The sequence below is a fragment of the Curtobacterium sp. 9128 genome, assembly GCF_007673775.1.
In the GTDB taxonomy this organism is placed as follows: Bacteria; Actinomycetota; Actinomycetes; order Actinomycetales; family Microbacteriaceae; genus Curtobacterium.
Genome location: NZ_VEAF01000007.1, coordinates 192,949 through 216,619, shown reverse-complemented (window position 1 = coordinate 216,619; position 23,671 = coordinate 192,949). Strand labels below are relative to the sequence as shown.

Annotated in this window: 23 protein-coding genes and 1 tRNA gene; 20 read left to right on the top strand and 4 right to left on the bottom strand. The window is 71.7% G+C overall.

The window, feature by feature from the left end:
* The first annotated feature begins 104 nt into the window (after window positions 1-104).
* The 4 genes from FS641_RS15955 to FS641_RS15940 all read left to right on the top strand — a co-directional run bounded on the left by FS641_RS15955 (window position 105) and on the right by FS641_RS15940 (window position 1,742).
* Window positions 105-177, top strand: a tRNA-Glu gene (locus FS641_RS15955).
* A 70-nt stretch (window positions 178-247) separates the two neighbouring features.
* Window positions 248-772: a CrcB family protein gene (locus FS641_RS15950; protein ID WP_144765587.1), complete on the top strand. Its 525-nt coding sequence runs from the start codon at window positions 248-250 to the stop codon at window positions 770-772.
* The gene (gene crcB / locus FS641_RS15945) at window positions 769-1,143 is read left to right on the top strand and encodes a fluoride efflux transporter CrcB (RefSeq protein ID WP_144765585.1); all 375 of its coding nucleotides are present in this window, start codon (window positions 769-771) and stop codon (window positions 1,141-1,143) included. The genes FS641_RS15950 and crcB overlap by 4 nt, the downstream gene beginning before the upstream one ends.
* On the top strand, window positions 1,140-1,742 hold the full coding sequence (locus FS641_RS15940) for a histidine phosphatase family protein (protein ID WP_144765583.1): 603 nt from the start codon (window positions 1,140-1,142) through the stop codon (window positions 1,740-1,742). Before crcB ends, FS641_RS15940 begins: the two co-directional genes overlap by 4 nt.
* Before the next feature lie 222 nt (window positions 1,743-1,964).
* Here the strand turns inward: FS641_RS15940 and FS641_RS15935 are convergent, their stop codons facing one another.
* A complete protein-coding gene (locus FS641_RS15935) occupies window positions 1,965-3,032 on the bottom strand; it encodes an FUSC family protein (RefSeq protein ID WP_144765581.1) in 1,068 nt (355 codons plus the stop codon).
* 171 nt (window positions 3,033-3,203) lie between these two features.
* On the opposite strand from FS641_RS15935, the gene leuC reads away from it, so the two are divergent.
* The 6 genes from leuC to FS641_RS15905 all read left to right on the top strand — a co-directional run bounded on the left by leuC (window position 3,204) and on the right by FS641_RS15905 (window position 9,629).
* The gene (gene leuC, locus FS641_RS15930) at window positions 3,204-4,637 is read left to right on the top strand and encodes a 3-isopropylmalate dehydratase large subunit (protein ID WP_144765579.1); all 1,434 of its coding nucleotides are present in this window, start codon (window positions 3,204-3,206) and stop codon (window positions 4,635-4,637) included.
* Complete coding sequence (leuD, locus tag FS641_RS15925; RefSeq protein ID WP_144765577.1) at window positions 4,637-5,236, top strand: 3-isopropylmalate dehydratase small subunit; 600 nt, start codon at window positions 4,637-4,639, stop codon at window positions 5,234-5,236. Before leuC ends, leuD begins: the two co-directional genes overlap by 1 nt.
* Window positions 5,233-6,600 carry a UDP-N-acetylglucosamine 1-carboxyvinyltransferase gene (murA, locus tag FS641_RS15920; protein ID WP_144765575.1) on the top strand — a complete coding sequence of 456 codons (1,368 nt, stop codon included), beginning with the start codon at window positions 5,233-5,235 and terminating at the stop codon, window positions 6,598-6,600. Before leuD ends, murA begins: the two co-directional genes overlap by 4 nt.
* On the top strand, window positions 6,597-7,391 hold the full coding sequence (locus FS641_RS15915; RefSeq protein WP_144765573.1) for a 1-acyl-sn-glycerol-3-phosphate acyltransferase: 795 nt from the start codon (window positions 6,597-6,599) through the stop codon (window positions 7,389-7,391). The genes murA and FS641_RS15915 overlap by 4 nt, the downstream gene beginning before the upstream one ends.
* A 106-nt stretch (window positions 7,392-7,497) precedes the next feature.
* Window positions 7,498-8,511 carry an NAD(P)H-dependent glycerol-3-phosphate dehydrogenase gene (locus FS641_RS15910; protein WP_144765651.1) on the top strand — a complete coding sequence of 338 codons (1,014 nt, stop codon included), beginning with the start codon at window positions 7,498-7,500 and terminating at the stop codon, window positions 8,509-8,511.
* Window positions 8,512-8,543: 32 nt separating this feature from the next.
* Complete coding sequence (locus FS641_RS15905; protein WP_144765571.1) at window positions 8,544-9,629, top strand: D-alanine--D-alanine ligase family protein; 1,086 nt, start codon at window positions 8,544-8,546, stop codon at window positions 9,627-9,629.
* An 88-nt stretch (window positions 9,630-9,717) separates the two neighbouring features.
* Here the strand turns inward: FS641_RS15905 and FS641_RS15900 are convergent, their stop codons facing one another.
* Window positions 9,718-10,203, bottom strand: a complete 486-nt coding sequence (locus FS641_RS15900; protein ID WP_144765569.1) for a DUF3515 family protein — start codon at window positions 10,201-10,203, stop codon at window positions 9,718-9,720.
* Between the two features lie 24 nt (window positions 10,204-10,227).
* On the opposite strand from FS641_RS15900, the gene thiL reads away from it, so the two are divergent.
* A complete protein-coding gene (gene thiL, locus FS641_RS15895; protein WP_144765567.1) occupies window positions 10,228-11,217 on the top strand; it encodes a thiamine-phosphate kinase in 990 nt (329 codons plus the stop codon).
* 160 nt (window positions 11,218-11,377) lie between these two features.
* Here the strand turns inward: thiL and FS641_RS15890 are convergent, their stop codons facing one another.
* A complete protein-coding gene (locus tag FS641_RS15890; RefSeq protein ID WP_144765565.1) occupies window positions 11,378-11,935 on the bottom strand; it encodes an RsmD family RNA methyltransferase in 558 nt (185 codons plus the stop codon).
* A gap of 139 nt (window positions 11,936-12,074) precedes the next feature.
* Between FS641_RS15890 and FS641_RS15885 the strand changes: the two genes are divergently transcribed.
* The 7 genes from FS641_RS15885 to FS641_RS15855 all read left to right on the top strand — a co-directional run bounded on the left by FS641_RS15885 (window position 12,075) and on the right by FS641_RS15855 (window position 21,269).
* Entirely contained in the window at window positions 12,075-14,264 is a 2,190-nt protein-coding gene (locus FS641_RS15885) for an ATP-dependent DNA helicase RecG (RefSeq protein ID WP_144765649.1), read from the top strand.
* A 29-nt stretch (window positions 14,265-14,293) separates the two neighbouring features.
* Window positions 14,294-14,785 carry a pantetheine-phosphate adenylyltransferase gene (gene coaD, locus FS641_RS15880; RefSeq protein ID WP_144765563.1) on the top strand — a complete coding sequence of 164 codons (492 nt, stop codon included), beginning with the start codon at window positions 14,294-14,296 and terminating at the stop codon, window positions 14,783-14,785.
* A 66-nt stretch (window positions 14,786-14,851) separates the two neighbouring features.
* Window positions 14,852-15,397 carry a DUF177 domain-containing protein gene (locus tag FS641_RS15875; protein ID WP_313957805.1) on the top strand — a complete coding sequence of 182 codons (546 nt, stop codon included), beginning with the start codon at window positions 14,852-14,854 and terminating at the stop codon, window positions 15,395-15,397.
* 56 nt (window positions 15,398-15,453) lie between these two features.
* Window positions 15,454-15,657 carry a 50S ribosomal protein L32 gene (gene rpmF / locus FS641_RS15870; protein WP_058728177.1) on the top strand — a complete coding sequence of 68 codons (204 nt, stop codon included), beginning with the start codon at window positions 15,454-15,456 and terminating at the stop codon, window positions 15,655-15,657.
* An 11-nt stretch (window positions 15,658-15,668) separates the two neighbouring features.
* Complete coding sequence (gene rnc / locus FS641_RS15865) at window positions 15,669-16,460, top strand: ribonuclease III (protein WP_144765561.1); 792 nt, start codon at window positions 15,669-15,671, stop codon at window positions 16,458-16,460.
* A gap of 3 nt (window positions 16,461-16,463) precedes the next feature.
* Window positions 16,464-17,435 (top strand): bifunctional DNA-formamidopyrimidine glycosylase/DNA-(apurinic or apyrimidinic site) lyase, encoded by a 972-nt coding sequence (gene mutM, locus FS641_RS15860; protein WP_144765559.1) that lies wholly within the window; start codon window positions 16,464-16,466, stop codon window positions 17,433-17,435.
* 63 nt (window positions 17,436-17,498) lie between these two features.
* Window positions 17,499-21,269, top strand: coding sequence for an AAA family ATPase (locus FS641_RS15855; protein WP_144765557.1), 3,771 nt, complete (start codon window positions 17,499-17,501; stop codon window positions 21,267-21,269).
* A 22-nt stretch (window positions 21,270-21,291) separates the two neighbouring features.
* Here the strand turns inward: FS641_RS15855 and FS641_RS15850 are convergent, their stop codons facing one another.
* Entirely contained in the window at window positions 21,292-22,314 is a 1,023-nt protein-coding gene (locus FS641_RS15850; protein ID WP_144765555.1) for a TerC family protein, read from the bottom strand.
* 185 nt (window positions 22,315-22,499) lie between these two features.
* On the opposite strand from FS641_RS15850, the gene ftsY reads away from it, so the two are divergent.
* Together ftsY and FS641_RS15840 are read left to right on the top strand one after the other, a co-directional pair.
* Window positions 22,500-23,369: a signal recognition particle-docking protein FtsY gene (ftsY, locus tag FS641_RS15845; RefSeq protein ID WP_144765553.1), complete on the top strand. Its 870-nt coding sequence runs from the start codon at window positions 22,500-22,502 to the stop codon at window positions 23,367-23,369.
* 59 nt (window positions 23,370-23,428) lie between these two features.
* Entirely contained in the window at window positions 23,429-23,587 is a 159-nt protein-coding gene (locus FS641_RS15840) for a DUF4175 domain-containing protein (protein WP_144765551.1), read from the top strand.
* Window positions 23,588-23,671: the final 84 nt, after the last annotated feature.

Genomic DNA, 23,671 nt, shown 5'->3' with positions numbered 1-23,671 from the left:
GTACAGCGGCCTAGTACGTCGCCCTCTCACGGCGGTAACGCGGGTTCGAATCCCGCTGGGGTCACCACAGGTGGCTTCGCCCCGATCCCGACAACGTGTGCCGCGGCCCCATCGTACAGCGGCCTAGTACGTCGCCCTCTCACGGCGGTAACGCGGGTTCGAATCCCGCTGGGGTCACACTGCAGCAACCGGAGGTCCTCGCCCAGACGGGCGGGGACCTCCGTCGTTCCCGTATCGTCGATCCCTGATGGACGAACCCCAGGGCGACCGGCAGCGACCACGCCCCACCGACCCCGGCAGCAGCCCGACCCTGCCGGACGTCGCGGTCGACGAGACCAGGACACGCCCGGACCGTCCGCCGCACCTGCGCTGGGGGTACCTCGGCGTCGTGGCGCTCGGCGGCGCCGTCGGCACGGCGGTCCGCGCGGTCCTCGCCGACCTCGTGCCGGCGGTGTCCGGGATCAGCTGGACGATCCTCGCGATCAACGTGGTCGGCGCGTTCTGCCTCGGGCTGCTGCTCGAGGCGCTGGCGCACCGCGGTGAGGACGTCGGTCGGCGCCGCCAGCTGCGGCTGTTCGTCGGCACGGGCGTCCTCGGCGGGTTCACGACCTACAGCACGCTCGCCGTCGACACGGCGCACCTGCTCGTCGACGGCCGGTGGGGCGCCGGCAGCGGGTACGCGCTCCTCTCCGTCGTGCTCGGGGTGCTCGCGGTCGTCGCCGGGCTCGGGGTCGCGGCGCGGGTTCGACCGAGGCAGGGGACCGAGGCGTGAGCGCGCTCGAGCTCCTCCTGGTCGCCGTCGGCGGTGGTGTCGGCGCCGCGCTGCGTTTCCTGCTGGACGGCCTCGTCAAGGCGCGGGTGCGCCGGTTCCCGCTCGGCACCCTCGTCATCAACGTCTCCGGATCGCTGGTGCTCGGGGTCCTCACCGGGCTCGGGCAGGCGGGGACACTTCCGCTCCCGGCGGTCGCCGTCCTCGGCACGGGCATGATGGGTGGGTACACGACGTTCTCGACGGCGAGTGTCGAGACCGTGCAGCTCCTCCGATCCGGTACGACCGGACTCGCCGTCCTGAACGCCCTCGGCATGCTCGTCGTCTCGGTCGGCGCAGCCGCGCTCGGCCTCTGGATCGGAAGGAACCCATGACCTCGGAACGCCCCGGCGAACTCGTCCTCGTCCGCCACGGAGAGACGGAGTGGTCGAAGAGCGGACAGCACACCGGCCGCACCGACATCCCGCTCACCGACAACGGTGTCGCCCAGGCCGAACGTGCCGGGCGGTACCTCGCGGATCGCGACTTCGCGCTCGCCCTGTCGAGCCCGCTGCAGCGCGCTCGAGACACGGCGGCGCTCATCGGCGTGGACCCGGAGATCGACGAGGACCTCTACGAGTGGGACTACGGCGCCTACGAGGGCCTGACGACACCGCAGATCCGCGTCCAGCGCCACGGACCGTGGGACCTGTGGACGGACGGCGTGCCCGCCGGTGACACCCCCGGTGAGAACGCCGCCGAGGTCCGCGTGCGTGCCGAGCGTGTCCTCGACCGTGCCCGCCCGGTGCTCGCCGACGGTCGGGACGCCGTGTTCGTCGCGCACGGTCACGTCCTGCGGGCGATCGGCGCCGCGTGGATCCGGCTCGCCCCGCAGGACGGCGCGGTGCTCGCGCTGTCGACGGCCTCGGTCAGCGTCCTCGGCTACGAGCACGGCCGTCCGGTCATCGACGCCTGGAACATCCAGCCGCGCTGACGCCCGACCGGCTCCGGTCAGAGCCGCATGGCCGTCCCGAGGCTCGGGTGCGACGTCGTCGAGCCGGAGCGAGCGGTACAGCAGCTGCCCCGGCGGGTCCCCGATGAGCGAGACGGACGCGCCGTCGGGGGCCCGGAAACCGGGTGGTGGTCGTCCACGGCACCATCGTCATGGACACCGCCGACGGCCGCCCGGCGACCGCCGACGCCCCGGACCCGGACCTCAGACGGTGCGGATGCTCGTCGTGGCGCCGAGGGCCCGCCCACGGCGACGCTCGATCCCGCGTCCCACCACCAGGAGCGCCACGCTGACGACGGCGCCCAGCGTGGTCTGGGCGATGCGGTCGAGCGCCAAGCGCTCCGGGGCCTCCGGCAGGCTCAGCCACGAGACCGCGAGCGCGAGCGGCGTGAGGAAGAGCAGGCACACGGCGTAGTTGCGCGCGACGAAGACCTCGGCGAAGAACTGTCCGACGACGGCGATGAGCACGATCCACCAGGCGCCGGGCTCCAGCAGCAGGATCCCGACGGCGATGACCGTCCCGCCGATGGTCCCGATGAAGCGCTGGAACGCCCGCAGGACCGTGTGTCGTTGCCGGAGTGCCGGCAGCGTCGAGACGACGGCGATGACCGCCCAGTACGGGTGTCCCAGCACCGGGATGCTCTCCGCGACGGCGCCGGCGACCAGCGCCCCGACGACGTTGATGGCCACCGTCTCCCAGAGCGCGGGGGAGCGGAGGACGCCGAGCCCGCGCTCCTTGAGCGGCGCGAGCGGCCGGAAGCGGTGCCTTGCGCGCGGGTGCCAGAGCCGCCGGATCACGGACCCGGACATGGCGACGAGCCACGCCCACGCGACGGCGCAGACGATGATCGTCGCCACCAGCGGCAGGTCCGCCGGCCGCAGCGGCACGAGCGAAGACACCAGGAAGGCGAACGTCGGGAAGATCGGCTGCGCCGGGATCGAACGGAGCGCGCTGAGCGCGCAGACCGCGACGACGAGCACGACGACGAGACCGCTCGCCTGCAGCCAGAGCGGCGCACCGGCGATCGACACGGCGACGCCGGCGGCCATGCACAGGGCCTGGAGGCCGCCGGCGACCCCGACGGTCACCGCGCGCTGGCGGTACGGCTCGGTCGCACCGAAGATCGCGGTGAAGCCGGCGAAGAGCGCGAAGGCCGCGTACCCGGGCATCCCGAGGGCGATGAGCAGCGCGAGGGGCACCGCGCCCGCGACCGCGGCGCGCGTCGCACCCTCGAGGTTGACCGTGCGGGAGGAGTGCGGGGGCTTCGTCATGACCGATCCATCCTGCCACCGCGACGGGTGTCGTCGAACGCGCGCCGAGCCTCCAGGCCGGGCCGGAACCGGCCACCTGCGGCGGTGGGCCGGTTGGTATACCAGTGCTAGACTCGCCGGATCGTGCCGTGCCAGCGGTACCGAACCGATGCGAACGGAAGGGTCGAGGTCATGGGTAGGACGCTCGCCGAGAAGGTGTGGGACGACCACGTCGTCGTCAAGGGGGAGGACGGCAACCCGGACCTGCTCTACATCGACCTCCACCTCGTGCACGAGGTCACGAGTCCCCAGGCCTTCGACGGGCTCCGCCAGGCTGGGCGCCCGGTACGTCGCCCGGACCTGACGATCGCGACGGAGGACCACAACACCCCGACGCTCGCGATCGACCGGCCGATCGCCGACCCGACCAGCCGGACGCAGATCGAGACCCTGCGTCGCAACTGCGCGGAGTTCGGGGTCCGCCTGCACCCGCTCGGCGACAAGGAGCAGGGGATCGTCCACGTGGTCGGCCCGCAGCTCGGGCTCACGATGCCCGGCGTCACCGTCGTCTGCGGCGACTCGCACACGTCCACGCACGGGGCGTTCGGCGCGATGGCGTTCGGCATCGGCACCAGCGAGGTCGAGCACGTGCTGGCCACGCAGACGCTGCCGCTGAAGCCCTTCAAGACGATGGCGATCACGGTCGAGGGGACCCTCCGGCCCGGCGTGACGGCGAAGGACATCATCCTCGCGGTCATCGCGAAGATCGGCACCGGCGGCGGGCAGGGCTACGTGCTCGAGTACCGCGGCTCGGCGATCCGGGCGCTCTCGATGGAGGGCCGTATGACGATCTGCAACATGTCGATCGAGGCCGGTGCCCGCGCCGGCATGGTCGGACCCGACCAGACCACCTACGACTACGTGCAGGGCCGCGACCACGCCCCGACCGGTGCCGACTGGGACGAGGCCGTCGCGTACTGGGACACCCTGAACACCGACGACGACGCCGTGTTCGACGCCGAGGTGTTCATCGACGCCGACACGCTGGAACCGTTCGTCACGTGGGGCACGAACCCCGGGCAGGGCGTGTCGCTGTCGCAGTCCGTGCCGGACCCCGCCGACTACGCCGACCCGAACGACCGTGCCGCGGCGTCCCGTGCGCTGGAGTACATGGACCTCGCCGCCGGGACCCCGATGAAGGACATCGCGGTCGACGCGGTGTTCATGGGGTCGTGCACGAACTCGCGGATCGAGGACCTCCGGGCGTTCGCGTCCGTCATCGAGGGGCGGCAGAAGGCCCCGGGGGTGCGCGTCATGGTCGTGCCCGGGTCCGCCCGCGTCCGCCTCGAGGCCGAGGCCGAGGGGCTCGACAAGGTCTTCACCGACTTCGGCGCCGAGTGGCGCTTCGCCGGGTGCTCGATGTGCCTCGGGATGAACCCCGACCAGCTGGCGCCCGGGGAGCGGTGCGCGAGCACCTCGAACCGCAACTTCGAGGGACGCCAGGGCAAGGGCGGCCGCACGCACCTGGTCTCGCCGCTCGTCGCCGCCGCGACCGCCGTCCGTGGGACGCTGTCGAGCCCGTGGGACCTGGCGAACGAGGAATCCGTCCTGGAAGGGGCCGTCTGATGGACAAGATCACCACCGTCACCGGGATCGCCGCGCCGCTCAAGCGGTCGAACGTCGACACCGACCAGATCATCCCGGCCGTCTACCTGAAGCGGGTCACGAAGACCGGCTTCGAGGACGCGCTGTTCTCCGGGTGGCGCCAGGACCCGGACTTCGTGCTGAACCAGGAGCGCTACCAGGGCGCCTCGGTCCTGGTGGCCGGACCGGACTTCGGGACGGGGTCGTCCCGCGAACACGCCGTGTGGGCGCTCCGCGACTTCGGCTTCCGGGTCGTCGTGTCCCCGCGGTTCGCGGACATCTTCAAGGGCAACGCCGGCAAGCAGGGGCTCGTCACGGCGATCGTGACCGAACCGGAGGTCGAGCGGCTCTGGGCCGCGATCGAGGCGAACCCGGGCATCGAGGCGACCGTCGACCTCGGCACCCAGCGCGTGTCGCTGGGCGATGTGGACGTGGCTTTCGAGATCGACGCTTACACTCGTTGGCGGTTGATGGAAGGGCTCGACGACATCGGGCTCACCCTCCGTGACGAGACCTCGATCACGGAGTTCGAATCCCGCCGCTCCAGTTGGCGGCCGAAGACATTGCCGGTGAACCAGTGAACTCTCTCGTACAGGACGCAGCGGCCGCAGGGGCGCGCGTGGGTCTCAAGTCGGACGAGATCGTCATCCGCGGCGGCAAGCCGCTGGTCGGACGCATCGAGGTCCGCGGCGCGAAGAACCTCGCGACCAAGGCGATGGTGGCCTCGCTGCTCGGCGACACCCCGTCGATCCTCAAGGACGTCCCGGACATCTCCGACGTCAAGGTCGTCCGGGCGCTGCTCGAGGTGCACGGTGTGCGCATCACCGACCCGGCACGAGGCGAACTCATCCTCGACCCGTCGAACGTCGAGACGGCGCACTTCGCCGAGATCGACGCGCACGCCGGCTCGAGCCGCATCCCGATCCTGTTCTGCGGTCCGCTGCTGCACAAGCTCGGCGAGGCGTTCATCCCCGACCTCGGCGGCTGCCGCATCGGCGACCGCCCCATCGACTTCCACCTCGACGCCCTCCGCGCCATGGGTGCGATCGTCGACAAGCAGATCTCCGGCATCCACATCACGGCGCCGAACGGCCTCAAGGGCGCGAACATCGAGCTGCCGTACCCGAGCGTCGGCGCGACCGAGCAGGTGCTGCTCTCGTCGGTGCTCGCCGACGGCACGACCGAGCTCCGGAACGCGGCGATCGAGCCCGAGATCATGGACCTCATCGCGATCCTGCAGAAGATGGGCGCGATCATCACGGTCGAGCCGAACCGCACGATCTTCATCGAGGGCGTGGACTCGCTGCGCGGGTACACCCACCGTGCGATCAACGACCGCAACGAGGCCGCGAGCTGGGCCTCCGCCGCGCTCGCGACGAACGGCGACATCTTCGTCGAGGGTGCGAAGCAGCAGGAGCTCATGACGTTCCTCAACGTCTTCCGGAAGGTCGGCGGCGGCTTCGACATCCAGGAGGACGGCATCCGCTTCTACCGGGAGCGCGAGGTCCTCAAGCCCGTCGTCATCGAGACCGACGTGCACCCCGGCTTCATGACCGACTGGCAGCAGCCGCTCGTGGTGGCGCTCACCCAGGCCGAGGGCCAGAGCATCGTGCACGAGACCGTCTACGAGAACCGCTTCGGCTTCACCGACGCCCTCAACGAGATGGGTGCCGACATCGTCGTGCACAAGGAGGGGCTGCCCGGACACGACCGGCGCGTCGCCCGTCGTCCGTTCGAGCAGGCAGCGGTCATCACCGGTCCGACGAAGCTGCACGGTGCGAACGTGCGCGTCCCCGACCTCCGTGGCGGCTTCAGCCACCTCATCGCGGCGCTGACCGCCGAGGGGGAGTCGCACATCACCAACGTCGGCATCATCAGCCGTGGGTACGAGCACTTCATCCCGAAGCTGCGCAAGCTCGGTGCGGACTTCGACTTCGCCGGATGAGCGCCGAGCGCGACCTCGAAGGCGTGACCACCGGCCTGCCCAACCCGGGCCGGCGGTGGAAGCGCGGCGACCTGAACCTGGCGTTCCGGATCACCGCGGTCTTCGTGATCCCGACGTTCCGGTTCACCGCGCGGTACCACTGGCACGGCCGCAAGCGGCTGCCTGAGCACGGTGCCTTCGTGCTCGCACCGAACCACTACACGAACATCGACCCCCTCGTCGTGGGGACCGCGGTGTGGCTCAGCCGCCGGCAGCCGCGGTTCCTGGCGAAGGCGTCGCTGTTCCGCGTGCCCGTGTTCGGCAAGCTCATGAGCGGCATGGGGCAGATCCCGGTCGAACGCTCCGGGCGGACGCGGCTCAGCGACCCCCTCGGCGGCGGCCGGTCGCTCATGGAACAGGGTGGCGCGGTGATCGTCTACCCCGAGGGCACCCTCACGCGCGACCCGGACCTGTGGCCCATGCGGGGCAAGACCGGGGCCGTGCGGATCGCGCTCGAGAACGACGTGCCGCTCATCCCGATGGCGCACTGGGGCACGCAGAAGATCATGGCGCGGTACTCGAACAAGCTCCGGCTGTTCCCGCCGTCGCGGGTCGACATCGTCTTCGGGGAACCGCTCGACCTGTCCGAGTTCCGCGGGCGACCGATCGACCAGCAGATGCTCACGAAGGCGACCGAGCTCCTGATGGAGCGGATCACCGAGCTCGTCGAGCAGCTCCGCGGCGAGAGCGCCCCCGAGACCCGGTGGGACCCGTCGGCGAAGAACCAGAAGGAGACCGGCAAGTTTGAGTGACGCACCCGGCAGCCGCCACACGACCGGCCTCCGCCCGCACGACGACCACCCGGACCCGGCGGCAGCCGCACGTGGAGCGGTGGACACCGCCGCGATCCGCGTCGTGATGCAGTCCACCGACAAGCCGCGCGTGGCCGTCATCGGGGCGGGCAGCTGGGGGACCACGTTCGCCAAGGTCCTCGCCGAGGGCGGTGCCGAGACCGTGCTCTGGGCACGGCGTCCGGAGATCGCGCGGGAGATCACCGAGACGAAGCGGAACTCGGAGTACCTCCCCGGCATCAACCTGCCGAGGACGCTCACCGCGTCGACCTCGCTCCCGGCCGTGCTCGACGGTGCCGAGCAGGTCTACGTCTCCGTGCCGTCGCAGACCCTGCGGTCGAACCTCGAGGCGATCCGGGTGCTCCTGCCACCGGACGTGCCCGTCGTGAGCCTGATGAAGGGCGTCGAGAAGGCGACGGGCCTGCGGATGAGCGAGGTGCTCCTCGCCGGACTCGGGATCGACCAGGACCGCGTCGCCGTCGCGAGCGGCCCGAACCTGGCGCTCGAGATCGCGCGGCGGCAGCCGACCGCCGCGGTCGTGTCGTCGACGAGCGCCGACACCGCCAGCGCGGTCGCCGCGGTCGCCACCAACCCGTACTTCCGGTCGTTCATCAACACCGACGTCATCGGCACCGAGTTCGGCGGCGTCCTCAAGAACCTGATCGCGGTCGCCATCGGCATCGTCGACGGCGTGGGCTACGGCGAGAACACGAAGGCGTCGATCATCACCCGGGGCCTCGCCGAGATGACGGAGTTCGCCGTGTCGCTCGGGGCGCAGCCGTCGACGCTGTCCGGCCTGGCCGGGCTCGGCGACCTCATCGCCACGTGCCAGTCGCCGCTCTCCCGGAACAACACCGCCGGACGGCTGCTCGGGCAGGGGTACCGCTTCGACGAGGTCGTGCGACAGATGAACCAGACCGCAGAGGGTCTGGCCTCGGTCGCCCCGATCCTCGAGCTCGCCCGGGCGAACGGCGTCGACATGCCCATCGTCGGGCAGGTCGGCGAGGTGCTCGCCGGTAGGCTCGATCCGCGCAACATCGCGCCGCACCTCACCGAGACCGACGAGCCCCAGGGCGAGTGACCGGTCCGGCCCCTGAGCACCCGGGAGCGCCCATGACCAGCACCACCACCGTCGTCGTCCTGTTCGGCGGGCGGTCCAGCGAGCACGAGATCAGCTGCGTGACCGCCGGCGGCATCATGGACGTCATCGACCGCATGCGCTACGACGTCGTGCCGGTCGGGATCACCAAGGACGGCGCGTTCACGCTGCAGCCGGACGACCCCGGCGCCTGGGCGCTCGTCGGGCAGGACCTGCCGACCGTGCCGGACAACGGCACCCGGGTCCGCTTCCCGAGCGCCGCGGAGCCGCGCGCCCTGACGGTCGAGCACGCGGACGGCTCGGTCACGACGATCCCCGTCGACATCGTGTTCCCGATCCTGCACGGGCCGTACGGCGAGGACGGCACCGTCCAGGGCATGCTCGAGATCGCCGGGCTGCCGTACGCCGGCGACGGCGTCCTCGCCAGCGCGCTCGCGATGGACAAGCACGTCGCGAAGGCCGTCCTCGAGCACGCCGGGCTCCGCGTGGCACCGTGGACCACCGTGCTCCGCCGCCAGTGGCAGGCCGACGAGCTCGGCGTCGCCGAGACGGTCGCGGCGCACGGCTGGCCCCTCTTCGTCAAGCCCGCCCGTGCCGGGTCGAGCATGGGCGTCTCACGGGTGGACGCGCCCGAGCAGCTCGCCGCCGCCATGCACCTGGCGTTCGAGCACGACAGCAAGGTCATCGTGGAGCCCCGCGTGGTCGGGCGCGAGGTCGAGGTCGCCGTCCTCGAGGGCCGTGACGGCACCCCGCGCACCAGCCTCCCCGGCGAGATCGTCGTGGCCGAGGACGGCTTCTACGACTTCGCGGCCAAGTACCTCGGCGGCGACGAGCAGCTCCTCTGCCCGGCACCCCTGACCGAGGCGCAGACCGACGAGATCCGCTCCATCGGCGCCCGCGCGTTCGAGGCGATCGGTGGATCCGGCCTCGCCCGCGTCGACTGCTTCCTCACCGACGACGGCTTCGTCGTGAACGAGGTCAACACGATGCCGGGCTTCACGCCCTTCTCGATGTACCCGCGCTGCTGGGCCGCGACGGGCCTGAGCTACGCGGACCTGGTCGCCGAGCTCGTCGAGCTGGGCCGCCGCGCAGTCCGCTGACCGCCGACCCACCAAGCGGGAGGCTCGGCGCACGACCGGCACCGAGCCTCCCGTCCGGTGGGTGGCGGCGTCGTGACGCGCGCTGAGGTCAGCCCTGCACGTCGGAGGGGTCGAGGCAGCGGTGCCCGTCCTCCGGGAGGGACTCGACCGCGGTCCCGATGTCCTGGAGGACCTGGTCCGTCGTCTTCGTCGAGTCGATGACGACCTGGACCGCGGGGTCGCGGCCGAACGTCGTGTAGACGATCCGCTTGCCCTCGTCGTCGCGGATCCAGTCCACGGAGCCCTTCGCGAAGCACGGCAGGTCGGACACCGTCGGGACCGCGACGCCGCAGTGGTACAGCGCAGCCGAGGGGTCGCCCCACGCCGCGGTCGACTGGGCGTCCGTGTTGCGGAGCGCGTACTTCGTGTCGACCGTGTCCGGCAGGCGGACCTGGGCCGCGGCGCAGGCGGCGGCGTTCGCGGACGGTGCAGCGGTCATCGTGACGGCGTTCGTGCACCCGGTCAGGCCGGCCGCGAGGGCGACGAGCACGCCGAGTCCGGCAACGATCCGCAGGGGGCGGCGCACAGTGTCCATCGGAGTCCAGGCTACCGTTCTCGTGTGGACGCGAAGGACGACCCCTGGACCGGACCGACCGTCGGTGAGCTCGGCGAACTCGCCGTGCTCGACCGGGTCACCGCGCGGCTGCCGACCGGGACGCCGCTCGTCGGACCCGGGGACGACTGCGCCGTCGTCGCCGCTCCCGACGGCCGCTTCGTCGTCACGACGGACATGATGGTGCACGGACCCGACTTCCGGTGGGCGTGGTCCTCGCCGGAGGACGTGGGGTGGAAGGCCGCGGCCACGAACCTCTCCGACGTCGCGGCGATGGGTGCCGTGCCGACCGGGCTGGTCGTCGCCATCGCCGCCCCGCAGGACACCCCGGTCACCGTGCTCGAGGGCATCGCCGACGGGTTCCGGCTGGCGGTCGACGCGCTCGCCCCCGGGTGCGGGGTCGTCGGTGGTGACCTCTCGACGTCGTCGGCGTTCACGCTGGCGGTCACGGCGTTCGGCGACCTGCGGGAGCGGGCACCGGTGCTGCGGTCGGGAGCGCGTGCCGGGGACACACTCGCCGTGTCGGGCGAGCTCGGGCCGGCGGCGCGCGGGCTGGCACGGCTCTTCCGGACGGGCGTCGACGAGGCCGGTGAGCCCTCGCGTGCGGCAGTGGTGGCGCGGGGACTCGACACCGACCCGGACGTGGGACGGCAGCGGCGTCCGGTGCCGCCGATCGGGGACGGGGTCCTCGCGGCAGCGGCGGGCGCCACGGCGATGCTCGACCTGTCCGACGGACTCGCGATCGACGCCGGGCGACTGGCGCGGGCGAGCGGGGTGACGCTGGAGCTGGACGCGGAGCTCGACGCGGCGGCGCTGCACGGTGGGGAGGACCACGGGTTGCTCGCGACCTTCCCCCGCGACGTGGCACTGCCCGGGGGCTTCCGGCGGGTCGGGGTGGTGCTGCCCCGGGCTTCGACGGACCTGGTGCGGGGCGGAGCGGCGGTCCCGACGACCGGGTGGGACCCCTACGCGGACTGGGACGGCGTGGCGGGCTGAGGGGCGGGTGCGGATCTGGGTGCGGGTCTGGTCCCGCAGCTGCTGCGGAGCGACTGCGTCGATGTCGTACGACAGCGACGGTGTCGTTCCGGATCGACACACGAGGGCCCGCGGTCGCGCGGGGCGGCGGGCCTGCGGGCGCGGCGCGGCGCGGCGCGGCTCAGGCGACCACGGCCTCCCACGCGACGGTCTCGCCGTAGCTGCGCTTGCTGAACGGCGCGAGCCCCGCCGGCCACGTCGGCTCCGGCGAGCGCTTGCTGCGCTCCACGACGACCACGGCGTCCGGCGTCAGCCGGGGCACCAGCGCGTCGAGCACCTCGGCGATCTCGGTCTCGGTGACCTCGTACGGCGGGTCGATGAACACCAGGTCGAAGGTGCGCACGGTCCCGCGCAGGAACCCGAGCGCCGGCTGCGCGTGCACGTCGACCCGCACGCCCGGCACCCGCCGCTGCACGGCCTTCGCGTTCTCGCGGCAGGCGGTGGCGGCAGCGGCGGCCCGGTCGACCAGTGCCACCTCGACGGCTCCGCGCGACGCCGCCTCGAGCCCGAGCGCCCCGGTCCCCGCGTAGAGGTCGGCCACGGCGGCGTCGTCGACGAGCCCCCGTGCCTCGAGCGAGGAGAACAGCGCCTCACGCACCCGGTCGCTCGTCGGTCGGGTCCCCGACTTCGGCACCCGGAGCGTCGTGGAACCGGCGGCGCCGGCGATGATGCGGGTCATGCAGCAACCGTAGCGGCCGTCCGGACCCCTCCCGCGGTTCTCCACAGGCCGGTCGGGAGGCTCGGTGCACGTCGGCCGTGGCCGGTACCGTTGCGGTGTGGTCACCTCAGGATCCGCAGCGCCAGCCGCCCCAGCAGACATGCAGTGGGGTCCCGCGCCGCTGGACACCAAGCTGGCCACGGTGCTCGGCGGTCGGACCGCGAAGGCGATCGAGAAGGCGTTCGGCTACCGCACGGTGGGGGAGTTCCTCGAGCACGCCCCGCGGCGGTACGCGGAGCGCGGTGCCCTGACGGCGCTGGACTCGCTCGCCATCGGGGAGTCCGTGACCATCGTCGCCGAGGTCGTCGACGTCCGTGAACGCACGATGCGGCAGCGGCGCGGCTCCATCCTCGAAGCCAAGATCGGTGACGGCAAGGGCCTGCTGACCCTGACGTTCTTCAACCAGGGGTGGCGGACGAAGGACCTCGTGCCCGGTGCCCGCGGGATCTTCGCGGGCAAGGTCGGCGACTACCGCGGCGCCCGGCAGCTGGCCCACCCCGACTACGAGCTCTTCGACGCCGACGACCCCCGCGCCACGGCCGACCCCGGGTCGGCGGAGGCGATCCGCTTCTCGCAGCAGCCCATCCCGATCTACCCGGCGACGGCGTCGCTGTCCTCGTGGCAGATCGCGAAGGCCATGGCGGTGGTGCTCGACACCCTGCCGGACATCGCCGACCCGATCCCGGCAGGCGTGCGCACCCGGCTCGACCTCGTGCCGTTCCGTCGCGCCCTCGAGCTCCTGCACCGCCCCGAGAAGGTGTCCGACTTCAAGCGCGCGCAGGACGCGCTGCGCTACCGCGAGGCGTTCGTGCTGCAGACCGCACTCGTCCAGCGCCGCATCGCCGCCCGCGCCACCGCGTCGACCCCGCGGACCGCGTCGGCGGGCGGGATCCTCGAACGGTTCGACGCCACGCTCCCGTTCACGCTGACCGACGACCAGCGCGCCGTCGGCGACGAGATCGCGCACGACCTGGCCGGCTCCTGGCCGATGCACCGGCTGGTCCAGGGCGAGGTCGGCTCCGGCAAGACCCTCGTCGCGATCCGGGCGATGCTCACGGTGGCGGAGTCCGGCGGACAGTCGGCGTTGATCGCCCCGACCGAGGTGCTCGCCGCGCAGCACCTCCGCTCGATCGTGAAGTTCCTCGGCCCCGACCTCGCCGCCGAGCTCCGCCCGGTCATCCTCACCGGGTCGCAGTCCACCGACGAGCGTCGCCGGGCCCTGCTCGCGGCGGCGTCCGGCAGCTCGCGGCTCGTCGTGGGCACGCATGCCCTGCTCGGCGACCGGGTCGACTTCGCCGAGCTCGGCCTGGTGGTCGTTGACGAGCAGCACCGCTTCGGCGTCGAGCAGCGCGAGGCCCTCCGGACGAAGGGCGAGCGTCCACCGCACGTGCTGGTCCTCACCGCCACGCCGATCCCGCGAACCGTCGCCATGACCGTCTTCGGCGACCTCGACGTCTCCACCATCGCCGGCATGCCATCCGGTCGCGCCGGGGTCGAGACCTTCACGGTCGGGCTCGCCGAGCACCCCGGATGGGAGTCGCGGATCTGGACCCGCATGGCCGAGGAGCTCGCGGCGGGGCGTCAGGCGTTCGTGGTGTGTCCGGCGATCGACGACGCCCACGCCGAGGACGACGGCGCCGCCGAACCCGACTCCGAGGACGACGCACCCCGCCGAGCACCCGCGACGGTCCTGGCCACCGCGGAACGGATGCGGACGATGCCGGTGCTCGCCGACCGCCGGGTCGAGGTCCTGCACGGTCGCATGACCGGCGACGAGAAGGACCGCATCATGACCGCCTTCGCCGGCGGTGACGTCGACGTGCTCGTGGCGACGACCGTGATCGAGGTCGGCGTGGACGTGCCGAACGCGTCGATGATGGCGATCCTCGACGCCGACCGGTTCGGGGTGTCCCAGCTGCACCAGCTCCGCGGCCGCATCGGTCGTGGCCAGTACGCCGGCGTCTGTCTGCTCGTCACCGCGGCCGAGTCGGAGACCACCTCGCGGGAGCGTGTGGACGCCGTCGCCGCCTCCGACGACGGCTTCGAGCTGGCCCGGGTCGACCTCGAACTCCGCCGCGAAGGCGACGTCCTGGGGGAGCGACAGTCCGGCGGCCGGTCCTCGCTCAACCTCCTGCGCGTCGTGCGCGACGCCGACCTCATCGTCGACGCGCGCGAGGAGGCGGAGCGGCTGCTGGAGGCCGACCCGACGCTCGAAGGACAGCCGGAGCTCCGTGACGCCCTCGCCCGGCGGCTCGACGAGTCCGACGCGGCGTTCCTCGGCAAGAACTGACCCGGGGCTCTGCCGTTAGGGTCGGAGGCATGGCGCAGATCGCGGTCGTCCCCGGCTCCTTCGACCCCGTGACCCTCGGGCACCTCGACGTGATCGCCCGGGCCGCCGGGCTCTTCGACGAGGTGCACGTGCTCGTCGTGCACAACCCGGACAAGAAGACCGCGATGTTCGACGCGGTCGACCGTGTCCGGCTCATCGAGGAGTCGCTCGCCGAGGTCGGTGCGCCGACGAACATCCGGGTCGGGGAGTGGACGGCTGGTCTCCTCGTGGACTACTGCCGACAGGTCGGCGCGACCGTCCTGGTGAAGGGCGTCCGCTCCGGCGAGGACGTCGCCTACGAGACCCCGATGGCGATCATGAACCGGCACCTCGCCGACGTCGAGACGGTCTTCCTGCTGCCGGAGGCCTCGCGGGCGCACGTGTCGAGCTCGCTCATCCGGCAGGTCGCCACGCTCGGCGGCGACGTCACCCCGTACGTCCCCGCCGTCGTGCACGAGGCGCTCCGGAACGCCGTCGGCTGAGACGGAGCCGCGACACGGCTCCGCGCTCCTCGACGTGGGCGATGGTCCGCGCTAGGATGGTCGATCGTGTCTTCCCCCGTGAACAGCCCCTACGCCCTGCGCGTGCGTGACCTCGCACACCGCCCGGGCGAGATGCGCGAACACACGCTCGACTTCGACGTCCCCGAGACGCTCGGGGCCGGTGTCGTGGCCGTCCGCGAGGGCGACCCGATCCACATCGAGCTCAAGCTCGAGGGGCTCCACGAGGGCGTGCTCGTCTCCGGACACGCCTCGGCCGAGGCCACGGGACAGTGCTCCCGCTGCCTGATCGACATCAGCGAGCCCGTCGAAGTCGATTTCGCCGAGCTGTTCGCGTATGATGCCTCGGAGGATTTCGACTTCCATGTTCACGAAGACCACGTGGATTCTGAACCGGTCGTTCGAGACGCGGTGGTGCTGTCACTGCCGTTCCAGCCGGTCTGTCGACCGGACTGCCCAGGACTCGACCCGGTGACGGGTGAGCGCTTGGCGGACACGGGTCGCACGGCTCCCGAGCCGACGGATCCCCGCTGGGCTGCACTCGACGGACTGACGTTCGACGAGTCCGACAGTGAAGCACGAAGCGACAGCTGAAGAACGAACACAGCACCTCCACCGACTGACCACCGACCAACCGAAAGAGAACCACCATGGCCGTTCCCAAGCGCAAGCAGTCCCGTGCCAACACGCACGCCCGTCGTTCGCAGTGGAAGGCCGCGCCGGTCCAGCTCGTGAAGACGATCGAGAACGGCAAGGTCACCTACAGCCTCCCGCACCGCGCGAAGGTCGTCGAGGACTCCGCCGGCACCGCCCTGTACATGGAGTACAAGGGCCGCAAGGTCGCCGACGTCTGATCGACGCACGCATGACAGCGACGTCCGACTCCCAGCCTGCTGACCCCGTGGGGTCCGGCCAAGCGGGGTCGGACGTCGTTCGTCTGCAGCGCCTGCTCCGGGTCGACGTGTCCCCGGAGCTGCTGCAGCTCGCCCTCACCCACCGGTCGTACGCGTACGAGCACGGTGGCATCGGGCACAACGAACGGCTCGAGTTCCTCGGTGACTCGATCCTCGGTCAGGCCGTGACCGTGAAGCTCTACCGCGACTTCCCCGACCTCGACGAGGGCGACCTGGCCAAGCGCCGGGCGAGCCTCGTCTCGACGGTCGCCCTCGCGGAGATCGCCCGGCTCAACGGACTGGGCGCCTACCTGCGTCTCGGCAAGGGCGAGGAGCTCACCGGTGGACGCGACAAGTCGTCGATCCTCGCCGACACCGTCGAGGCCGTCATCGGCGCGACCTACCTCTCCGCCGGCCCCGACGAGGCGACCGCCCTCGTACTCCGGCTCGTGGAGCCGCTGCTCATCGACCCCGACCGCTTCGGCGCCGCGATGGACCCGAAGACCAGCCTGCAGGAGCTCGCCGCGTCGCTCGCGCTCGGGAACCCGGCGTACCGGGTCACCGAAGAGGGCCCCGACCACGACAAGACCTTCCACGCGACCGTCGTCCTGCATGGCGTGGACATCGCGTCCGGATCCGGGTCGAGCAAGAAGACCGCCGAGATGGCCGCTGCCCTCGACGCCTGGACCCGGCTGTCCGGTCGCGACGGAGACACGACCACCACGGCGGACACCGCGGCGCGCGTCGGCAGCGCCGGAGCGTAGCGCGTGCCGGAACTCCCCGAGGTCGAGGTCGTCCGCGCCGGCCTCGAACCCGCCGTCAGCGGCGCGCGGGTGCTCGCCGTGCACGTCACCGACGAACGAGCACTCACCCGCCACGACGGTCCCGCCGAGGACTTCGCAGACCGCCTGACCGGACGCACCATCGCCGCCGCGGTCCGGCGCGGCAAGTTCCTCTGGATGCCGCTCGAGCAACCGGGTGGCGACGGCACCCCGGAAGCGCTCGTCGCTCACCTCGGCATGAGCGGCCAGATCCTGCTCGGCCGCGACCGCCCCGCAGCGCGACACCGCCGCATCGTCATCGCGGTCCAGCCGAGCGGCACCGATCCGGACGGCGCGCCCGAGGCACCCGTTGAGCTCGAGTTCGTCGATCAACGGACCTTCGGGTCGATGGCGATCGACACGACGGTGCCGACCGTCGACGGTGCCCCGGCCGGCTTCGCGGGGGCGTCGGACGACCGGGCACCGGACGCGGCGTGGCGCCGGCGCATCCCGACGCAGGTGTCGCACATCGCCCGGGACCCGCTCGACCCCGCGTTCGACGACGACCGGTTCCTGCAGATGGCCAGGAAGCGCTCGAGCGGCATCAAGCGGGTGCTCCTCGACCAGGGTGTGGTGAGCGGGATCGGCAACATCTACGCCGACGAGTCGCTCTGGGCCGCGAAGCTGCACTACGACCGTCCGGCGGACCGGCTGCCCCGTGCGGCGCTCCGCCTGCTCCTCGAGGAGGTCCGTACGGTGTTGCGGCGCGCGCTCGAGGACGGCGGCACCAGTTTCGACGCGCAGTACGTCAACGTGAACGGGCAGTCCGGGTACTTCTCGCAGCGGCTGAACGTGTACGGGCAGCAGGGGAAGCCGTGCCCGCGGTGCGGCACGACCATCGTGCGGCAGGAGTTCATGAACCGGTCGAGCCACATCTGCCCCGTGTGCCAGCCACGTCCGCGCCTCCGGACGCGTTAGCCTGACGCGCGACGAGCAACGTCTAGTGACGCGACAGCGAGAGCGACACCTCCGGAGACCCGCATGTACTTGAAGAGCCTGACCATCAAGGGGTTCAAGTCCTTCGCGCAGCCGACGACGTTCGCGTTCGAACCCGGCGTGACGTGCATCGTCGGTCCGAACGGCTCCGGCAAGTCCAACGTCGTCGACGCGCTCGCCTGGGTGATGGGGGAGCAGGGCGCGAAGACCCTGCGCGGCGGCAAGATGGAGGACGTCATCTTCGCGGGCACCTCGACCCGCGGTCCGCTCGGTCGCGCGCAGGTCCTCCTGACGATCGACAACACCGACGGTCTGCTGCCGATCGACTACAGCGAGGTGACGATCTCGCGCACGCTCTTCCGGAACGGCGGCAGCGAGTACGCGATCAACGGGGAGAACTGCCGACTCCTCGACGTGCAGGAGCTCCTCTCCGACACCGGCCTCGGGCGGGAGATGCACGTCATCGTCGGGCAGGGCCAGCTCGACAAGGTCCTGCACGCCACCCCCGAGGACCGCCGCGGCTTCATCGAGGAGGCCGCGGGGATCCTCAAGCACCGCCGTCGCAAGGAGAAGACCCTCCGCAAGCTCGACGCGATGCAGACGAACCTGACGCGGCTGTCCGACCTGGCGGGGGAGATCCGCCGGCAGCTGAAGCCGCTCGGGCGCCAGGCCGAGGTCGCCCGCAAGGCGCAGTCCGTCGCGGCGGTCGCTCGGGACGCCAAGGCGCGCATCCTCGCCGACGACGTCGTGCGCCTCCGCAGGGAGCTGCACGAGCACCAGGAGGTCGAGGCCGGCCGGAAGTCCGAGCGGATCGTCCTCACCGAGCGCCTCGACCAGACCCGCGCCCGGCAGCAGCACGTCGAGCAGAGCATGGTCGGCGACGACGTCGACCGTGCCCGCACCGTGGTCCACCGCCTGGAGAGCGTGCAGGAGCGCCTGCGCGGTCTGTCGAGCCTGGCGAACCAGCGCCTGATGCTCCTCGCGCAGCAGTCCGACGTGCCGCAGCAGGGCCCGACGATCAGCGCCGAGCAGGTCGCCGCGGTCCGTGCCGAGGCCGACGCGCTCGACGCCCAGGCGACGACCATGCAGCAGGAGACCGCCGCGGCCGCCGACCGCGTCCGGCAGGCCCGCGCGACGCTCGACGCCCTCGACGAGCGCATCGCCGATCAGGCCGCGCAGGTCTCCCGACACGACCTCGACGCGCAGCGACTGACCAGTGCGGTCGACGTAGCGCGGTCGAAGCGGGGCTCCGCCGTGGCGGACCGCGAGCGGCGTGAACGGGCGTCGGCCGAGGCGACCGAGCGCGCCCGCGTCGCGGACGCGGCCCTCGCCGACGTCGGTACGGACCCGTCGACCGAGACCGACGCCGACGCGCTGCAGGCGGCGCTCGACGCAGCGCGCGAACGGCTCGAACGGGCGCAGACCACCCGCGACGACCTCCGCGACCGGTTGCACGCGTTGGAGCGCGAGCGTGATGCCCTCGACGCGCGGGTGTCCGCGCTCGGCATGTCGATCGATGTCCGGGACGGGTCGCAGGCCCTCATCGACGCCGGACGCGCCGGGATCGTCGGGCGGCTCGCCGACCACCTCACGGTCGAGCCCGGGTACGAGGCCGCGGTCGCAGCGGCACTCGACGGCCTCGCCGACGCCGTGCTCGCCGAGAGCCGGGACGCCGCGCTCGACGCGGTCGCGCACGCCAGGGCTGCCGACATCGGCCGCATCGACGTCGTGGTCGCCGACGCCTCCGGCGCCGGTGGCGCACCGGTCGTGCCCATCGGCGTCCGTCGGGCCCTCGACCTCGTCACCGGGCCCCCGGCACTGTCCGCGATCCTCGCGGACACGCTCGTCGCCGAGTCGGACGGGGTCGACCTGGAGGCGGTGCTCACCACCGCCCCGCACGCCACGGTCGTGACACGGGACGGTGACCTGGTCCGTGCGGTCCGCGTGACCGGTGGCGGCGCGCGCACCACCTCCCGCATCGAGCTCGTCGCGGAGCGGGACGACGCGGTCCGTCGGCGCGACGCGATCGCGAGCGACGCGGCGGAAGTGGCCACGGGCCTCCAGGCCGCACGGACCGACGTCGACGACGCGCGCCGCGCGGCGGACGAGGCCGACCGGACGAGCCGTGCGCACGCCGGCGCCGTGGCGGAGTACGACCGCAGGAGCGCGACGGTGCGGGCGCGGTCCGAGAACGCGCACGCCGAGGTGGACCGACTCCGTGCGGCGTTGGCGGAGACCGACGGTGCGGTCGAGGCCGCGGAGGCCGTCCTCGCCGAGGCGGAACAGGCGCAGCAGGACCACGCCGCCCTCCCTCGCCCGACCGTCGACGCGTCGGGCCGACCGGCGCTGCAGGACGCGCTCGAGGCGGCGCGCGCCGCGGAGATCGAGCAACGCATCCAGATCGAGACCGTGCGGGAGCGCGCACGGGCCGAGCGGGCGCGGGCCGACCAGCTCGACCGGCAGCTCGCGGCAGAACGCGCTGCGGCAGCCGAGGCGGCGCGACTCGCGGTCATCCGGCGCGGGCAGATGGCGACCGCGGAGAGCGTGCTCGCAGACCTGCCGGAGGTGCTCGGAGCAGTCGACCGGTCGCTCGCCGAGGCGCGCGTGCAGCTCGCCACGGCGGAGGCGGAGCGGTCGAAGCGGAACACCGAGCTCCAGACGATCCGGAACGAGGAACGCGAGCTCCGGGACCGTCTGCAGTCGATCACGGACGGCGTGCACTCGCTCGAGATGGAGATCTACGAGAAGAAGCTGCACGTGTCCGGCGTGCTCGACCGGGCGCAGAGCGAGCTCGGGCTCGTCGAGGCCGTGCTCGTCGCGGAGTACGGCCCGCACGTGCCGGTGCCCGTCGACGTGCTCATCGACCCGCGGGTGCTCGCGCGTCGGCACCGGGATGCCGAGCGGGTGGCGGTTGCTGCTGCGGACGAGTCGCTCGCCGACGCGGCACGCGTCGGGAGCGCGGTGCTCGACCGCAGTGACGGCGGCGACGGCGGCGACGGCAACGACGGCGGCGACGTCGACGACGTCGTGGTCGTCGACGCGGAGTCGACGCTGCCCGGTGGCCCGGCGCTCCCCGAGTTCGACGCGACCGAGGACGTCGACCCCGCCGACGTCGAGACCGTGCCGTACGTGCGAGCCGAGCAGGAACGCCGGCTCGCCGCCGCCGAGCGTGACCTCGGCCAGCTCGGCAAGGTGAACCCCCTCGCGCTCGAGGAGTTCCAGGCGCTCGAGCAGCGGCACGCGTTCCTCGCCGAGCAGCTCGAGGACCTGCAGAAGACCCGCACCGACCTCATGACGATCATCGACGAGCTCGACATGAAGATGCAGACGATCTTCGAGTCGGCGTTCACCGACACGAAGGACGCCTTCGACGTCATCTTCCCGATCCTGTTCCCCGGAGGGTCCGGGTCGATCACGCTGACGAACCCGACGGACCTCCTCGCCACCGGCATCGACGTGCAGGTCAAGCCCGCCGGCAAGAAGATCGACCGGCTGACACTGCTGTCCGGCGGCGAGCGGTCCCTCGCGGCGGTGGCGCTCCTGGTCGCGATCTTCACCGCCAGGCCGTCGCCGTTCTACATCATGGACGAGGTCGAGGCGGCGCTCGACGACGCGAACCTCGGGCGACTGCTCACCGTGTTCGAACGGCTCCGCGAGTCGTCGCAGCTCATCGTGATCACGCACCAGAAGCGCACGATGGAGATCGCCGACGCGCTGTACGGGGTGTCGATGCGCCAGGACGGTGTCTCCGCGGTCGTGGGGCAGCGCGTGCAGCGCCGCGAGCCCGAGCCGACCGCGGAGGCCGTGGTCGCGTAGGCGGGGCGGTGGCGCCGCGGCGTCAGGCGGACGGCTCGGCCGCCTTCGGCTCACCGGTCGGGGTCAGCCCGCGCGCCCGGCGCTTGTTCGAGACCACCAGCGAGGCCACCGTCGCGACGGCGATCGTCAGCATGATGAACCCGAGCGAGAACCAGATCGGGATCTCCGGCGCCCACTCGATGTGCTCGCCGCCGTTGATGAAGGGCAGCTCGTTGACGTGCATCGCGTGGAAGACGAGCTTCACGCCGATGAACCCGAGGATGACGGCCAGGCCCTGGCCGAGGTAGATCAGGCGCTCGAGGAGCCCGGCGATGAGGAAGTAGAGCTGGCGGAGTCCGAGCAGCGAGAACGCGTTCGCCGTGAACACGATGTAGGCGTCCTGCGTCAGGCCGAAGATCGCCGGGATCGAGTCGAGGGCGAAGAGCACGTCGGTCAGGCCGATGGCGACCATGACGAGCAGCATCGGGGTGAAGAGGCGCTTGCCGTCGACCTTCGTGGTGAGGCGGTCGCCGTCGTAGTGGTCGGAGGTCGGGATGATGCGCTTGAGGATCCGGATCAGGCGCGAGTCGCCCTCGTCGGCGCTGTGCTCGTTCCCGCTGCGGGCCTGCGACCAGGCGAGCCAGAACAGCAGCGCGCCGAACAGGTAGAACACCCACGAGAAGTTGTCGATGATCGTGACACCGAGGGCGATGAACACGCCGCGGGCGAGCAGGGCGATCGCGACGCCGACCAGCAGGACCTTCTGCTGGAACTCCTTCGGTACGGCGAACGAGCCCATGATGATGAGGAAGACGAAGAGGTTGTCGACGGACAGGGCCTTCTCGGTCAACCACCCGGCGAAGTACTCGCCACCGGCCTGCCCGCCGCCGAACACCCACACGCCGATGCCGAAGACGATCGCGAGCGCGATGTAGACCGCCGACCAGATGGCCGATTCGCGGATGTGCGGCACGTGCGGCGTGCGGACGTGCGAGAAGAAGTCGAACACCAGCAGGCCGAGGATGCCGGCGATGGTGATGATCCAGACGAGGAACGGAACGTCCACAGTGGGGTCCTTCAGGGGTCGGGCGTGGGTACGCCGAGGCCTGAAGGTCTCCTCCGCCGATCTGACGATCGACCGGTGCCCCGGATCCGGATCGGCCCGGACCGTACTGACGAGGTCACCGAAGTGGAGTACTCCCCTTCGTGTTGCCGAGCCTAGCGGTCAGGGGCGCGCCCTAAGCTGGGAACATGGCGAGTACCTGGTCACTGTCCTCCCGGCTGCGCGGGCTCTTCCAGCGCAAGACGATCGACGAGAACACCTGGGACGACCTCGAGACGGCGCTCATCGGCGCGGACTTCGGCCCCGACATCTCCGAGGAGATCATCGCGGACCTGCACGCCCGCGTCGACCGGTACGGCACGACGGACCCCGCCGACCTGCAGCGCATGCTCCGGGAGGTGCTCGAGGAACGGCTGTCGAAGCTCGACACGACGCTCAAGCTCAGCGCGCGTCCCGCCGTGGTGCTCGTCGTCGGTGTGAACGGGGTCGGCAAGACCACCACCATCGGCAAGTTCGCCAAGTTCCTGAAGACCTACGACCGCACCGTGCTCGTCGGCGCGGCGGACACCTTCCGTGCCGCCGCCGTCGAGCAGGTCGCGACCTGGGCCCAGCGCGCCGGCGTCGACGTCGTGCGGCCCTCGCAGCCCGGGCAGGACCCGGCCTCGGTCGCCTACCAGACGGTCGACAAGGCGATGCGTGACGGCACCGAGATCGTCGTGATCGACACCGCGGGCCGCCTGCACACCAAGGCCGGCCTGATGGACGAGCTCGCCAAGATCAAGCGCGTCGTCGAGAAGCAGACCGAGATCGCCGAGGTCCTGCTCGTCCTCGACGCCACCACGGGGCAGAACGGGCTCGCGCAGGCGCAGGCCTTCATCGAGGGTGCCGGCGTGACCGGCCTCGTGATCACCAAGCTCGACGGGTCCGCGAAGGCCGGGTTCGTCCTGAGCGTGCAGGAGAAGACCGGCATCCCGATCAAGCTCATCGGGCAGGGCGAGGGCATCAACGACCTCACCGGGTTCACCCCGCACGTGTTCGTGCAGAACCTCGTCGGCTGATTCCGGGTACGGTCTGCGGCAGTACAGGGATCGTCCAGGTACGCGGAAGGACTCCTCACATGCCAGCACTCCTGATCATCGCGATCGTCATCGGCCTCGTCCTGCTCTTCAGCGGGATCTTCGTCGGTGCGCTGAAGTTCCTGCTCTGGATCGGCATCGTCCTGATCATCCTCGCGATCATCGGATGGCTGCTCCGCAGCATCCGCGGTCGCGCGTAGCGAGCGCGGTGCCCCCGGGCACCCACCGGACAGGAGGGGCCCCGCCGCCCCCGGGGCGGGCGCCGCGGGTGTGTGGCGGGCGGG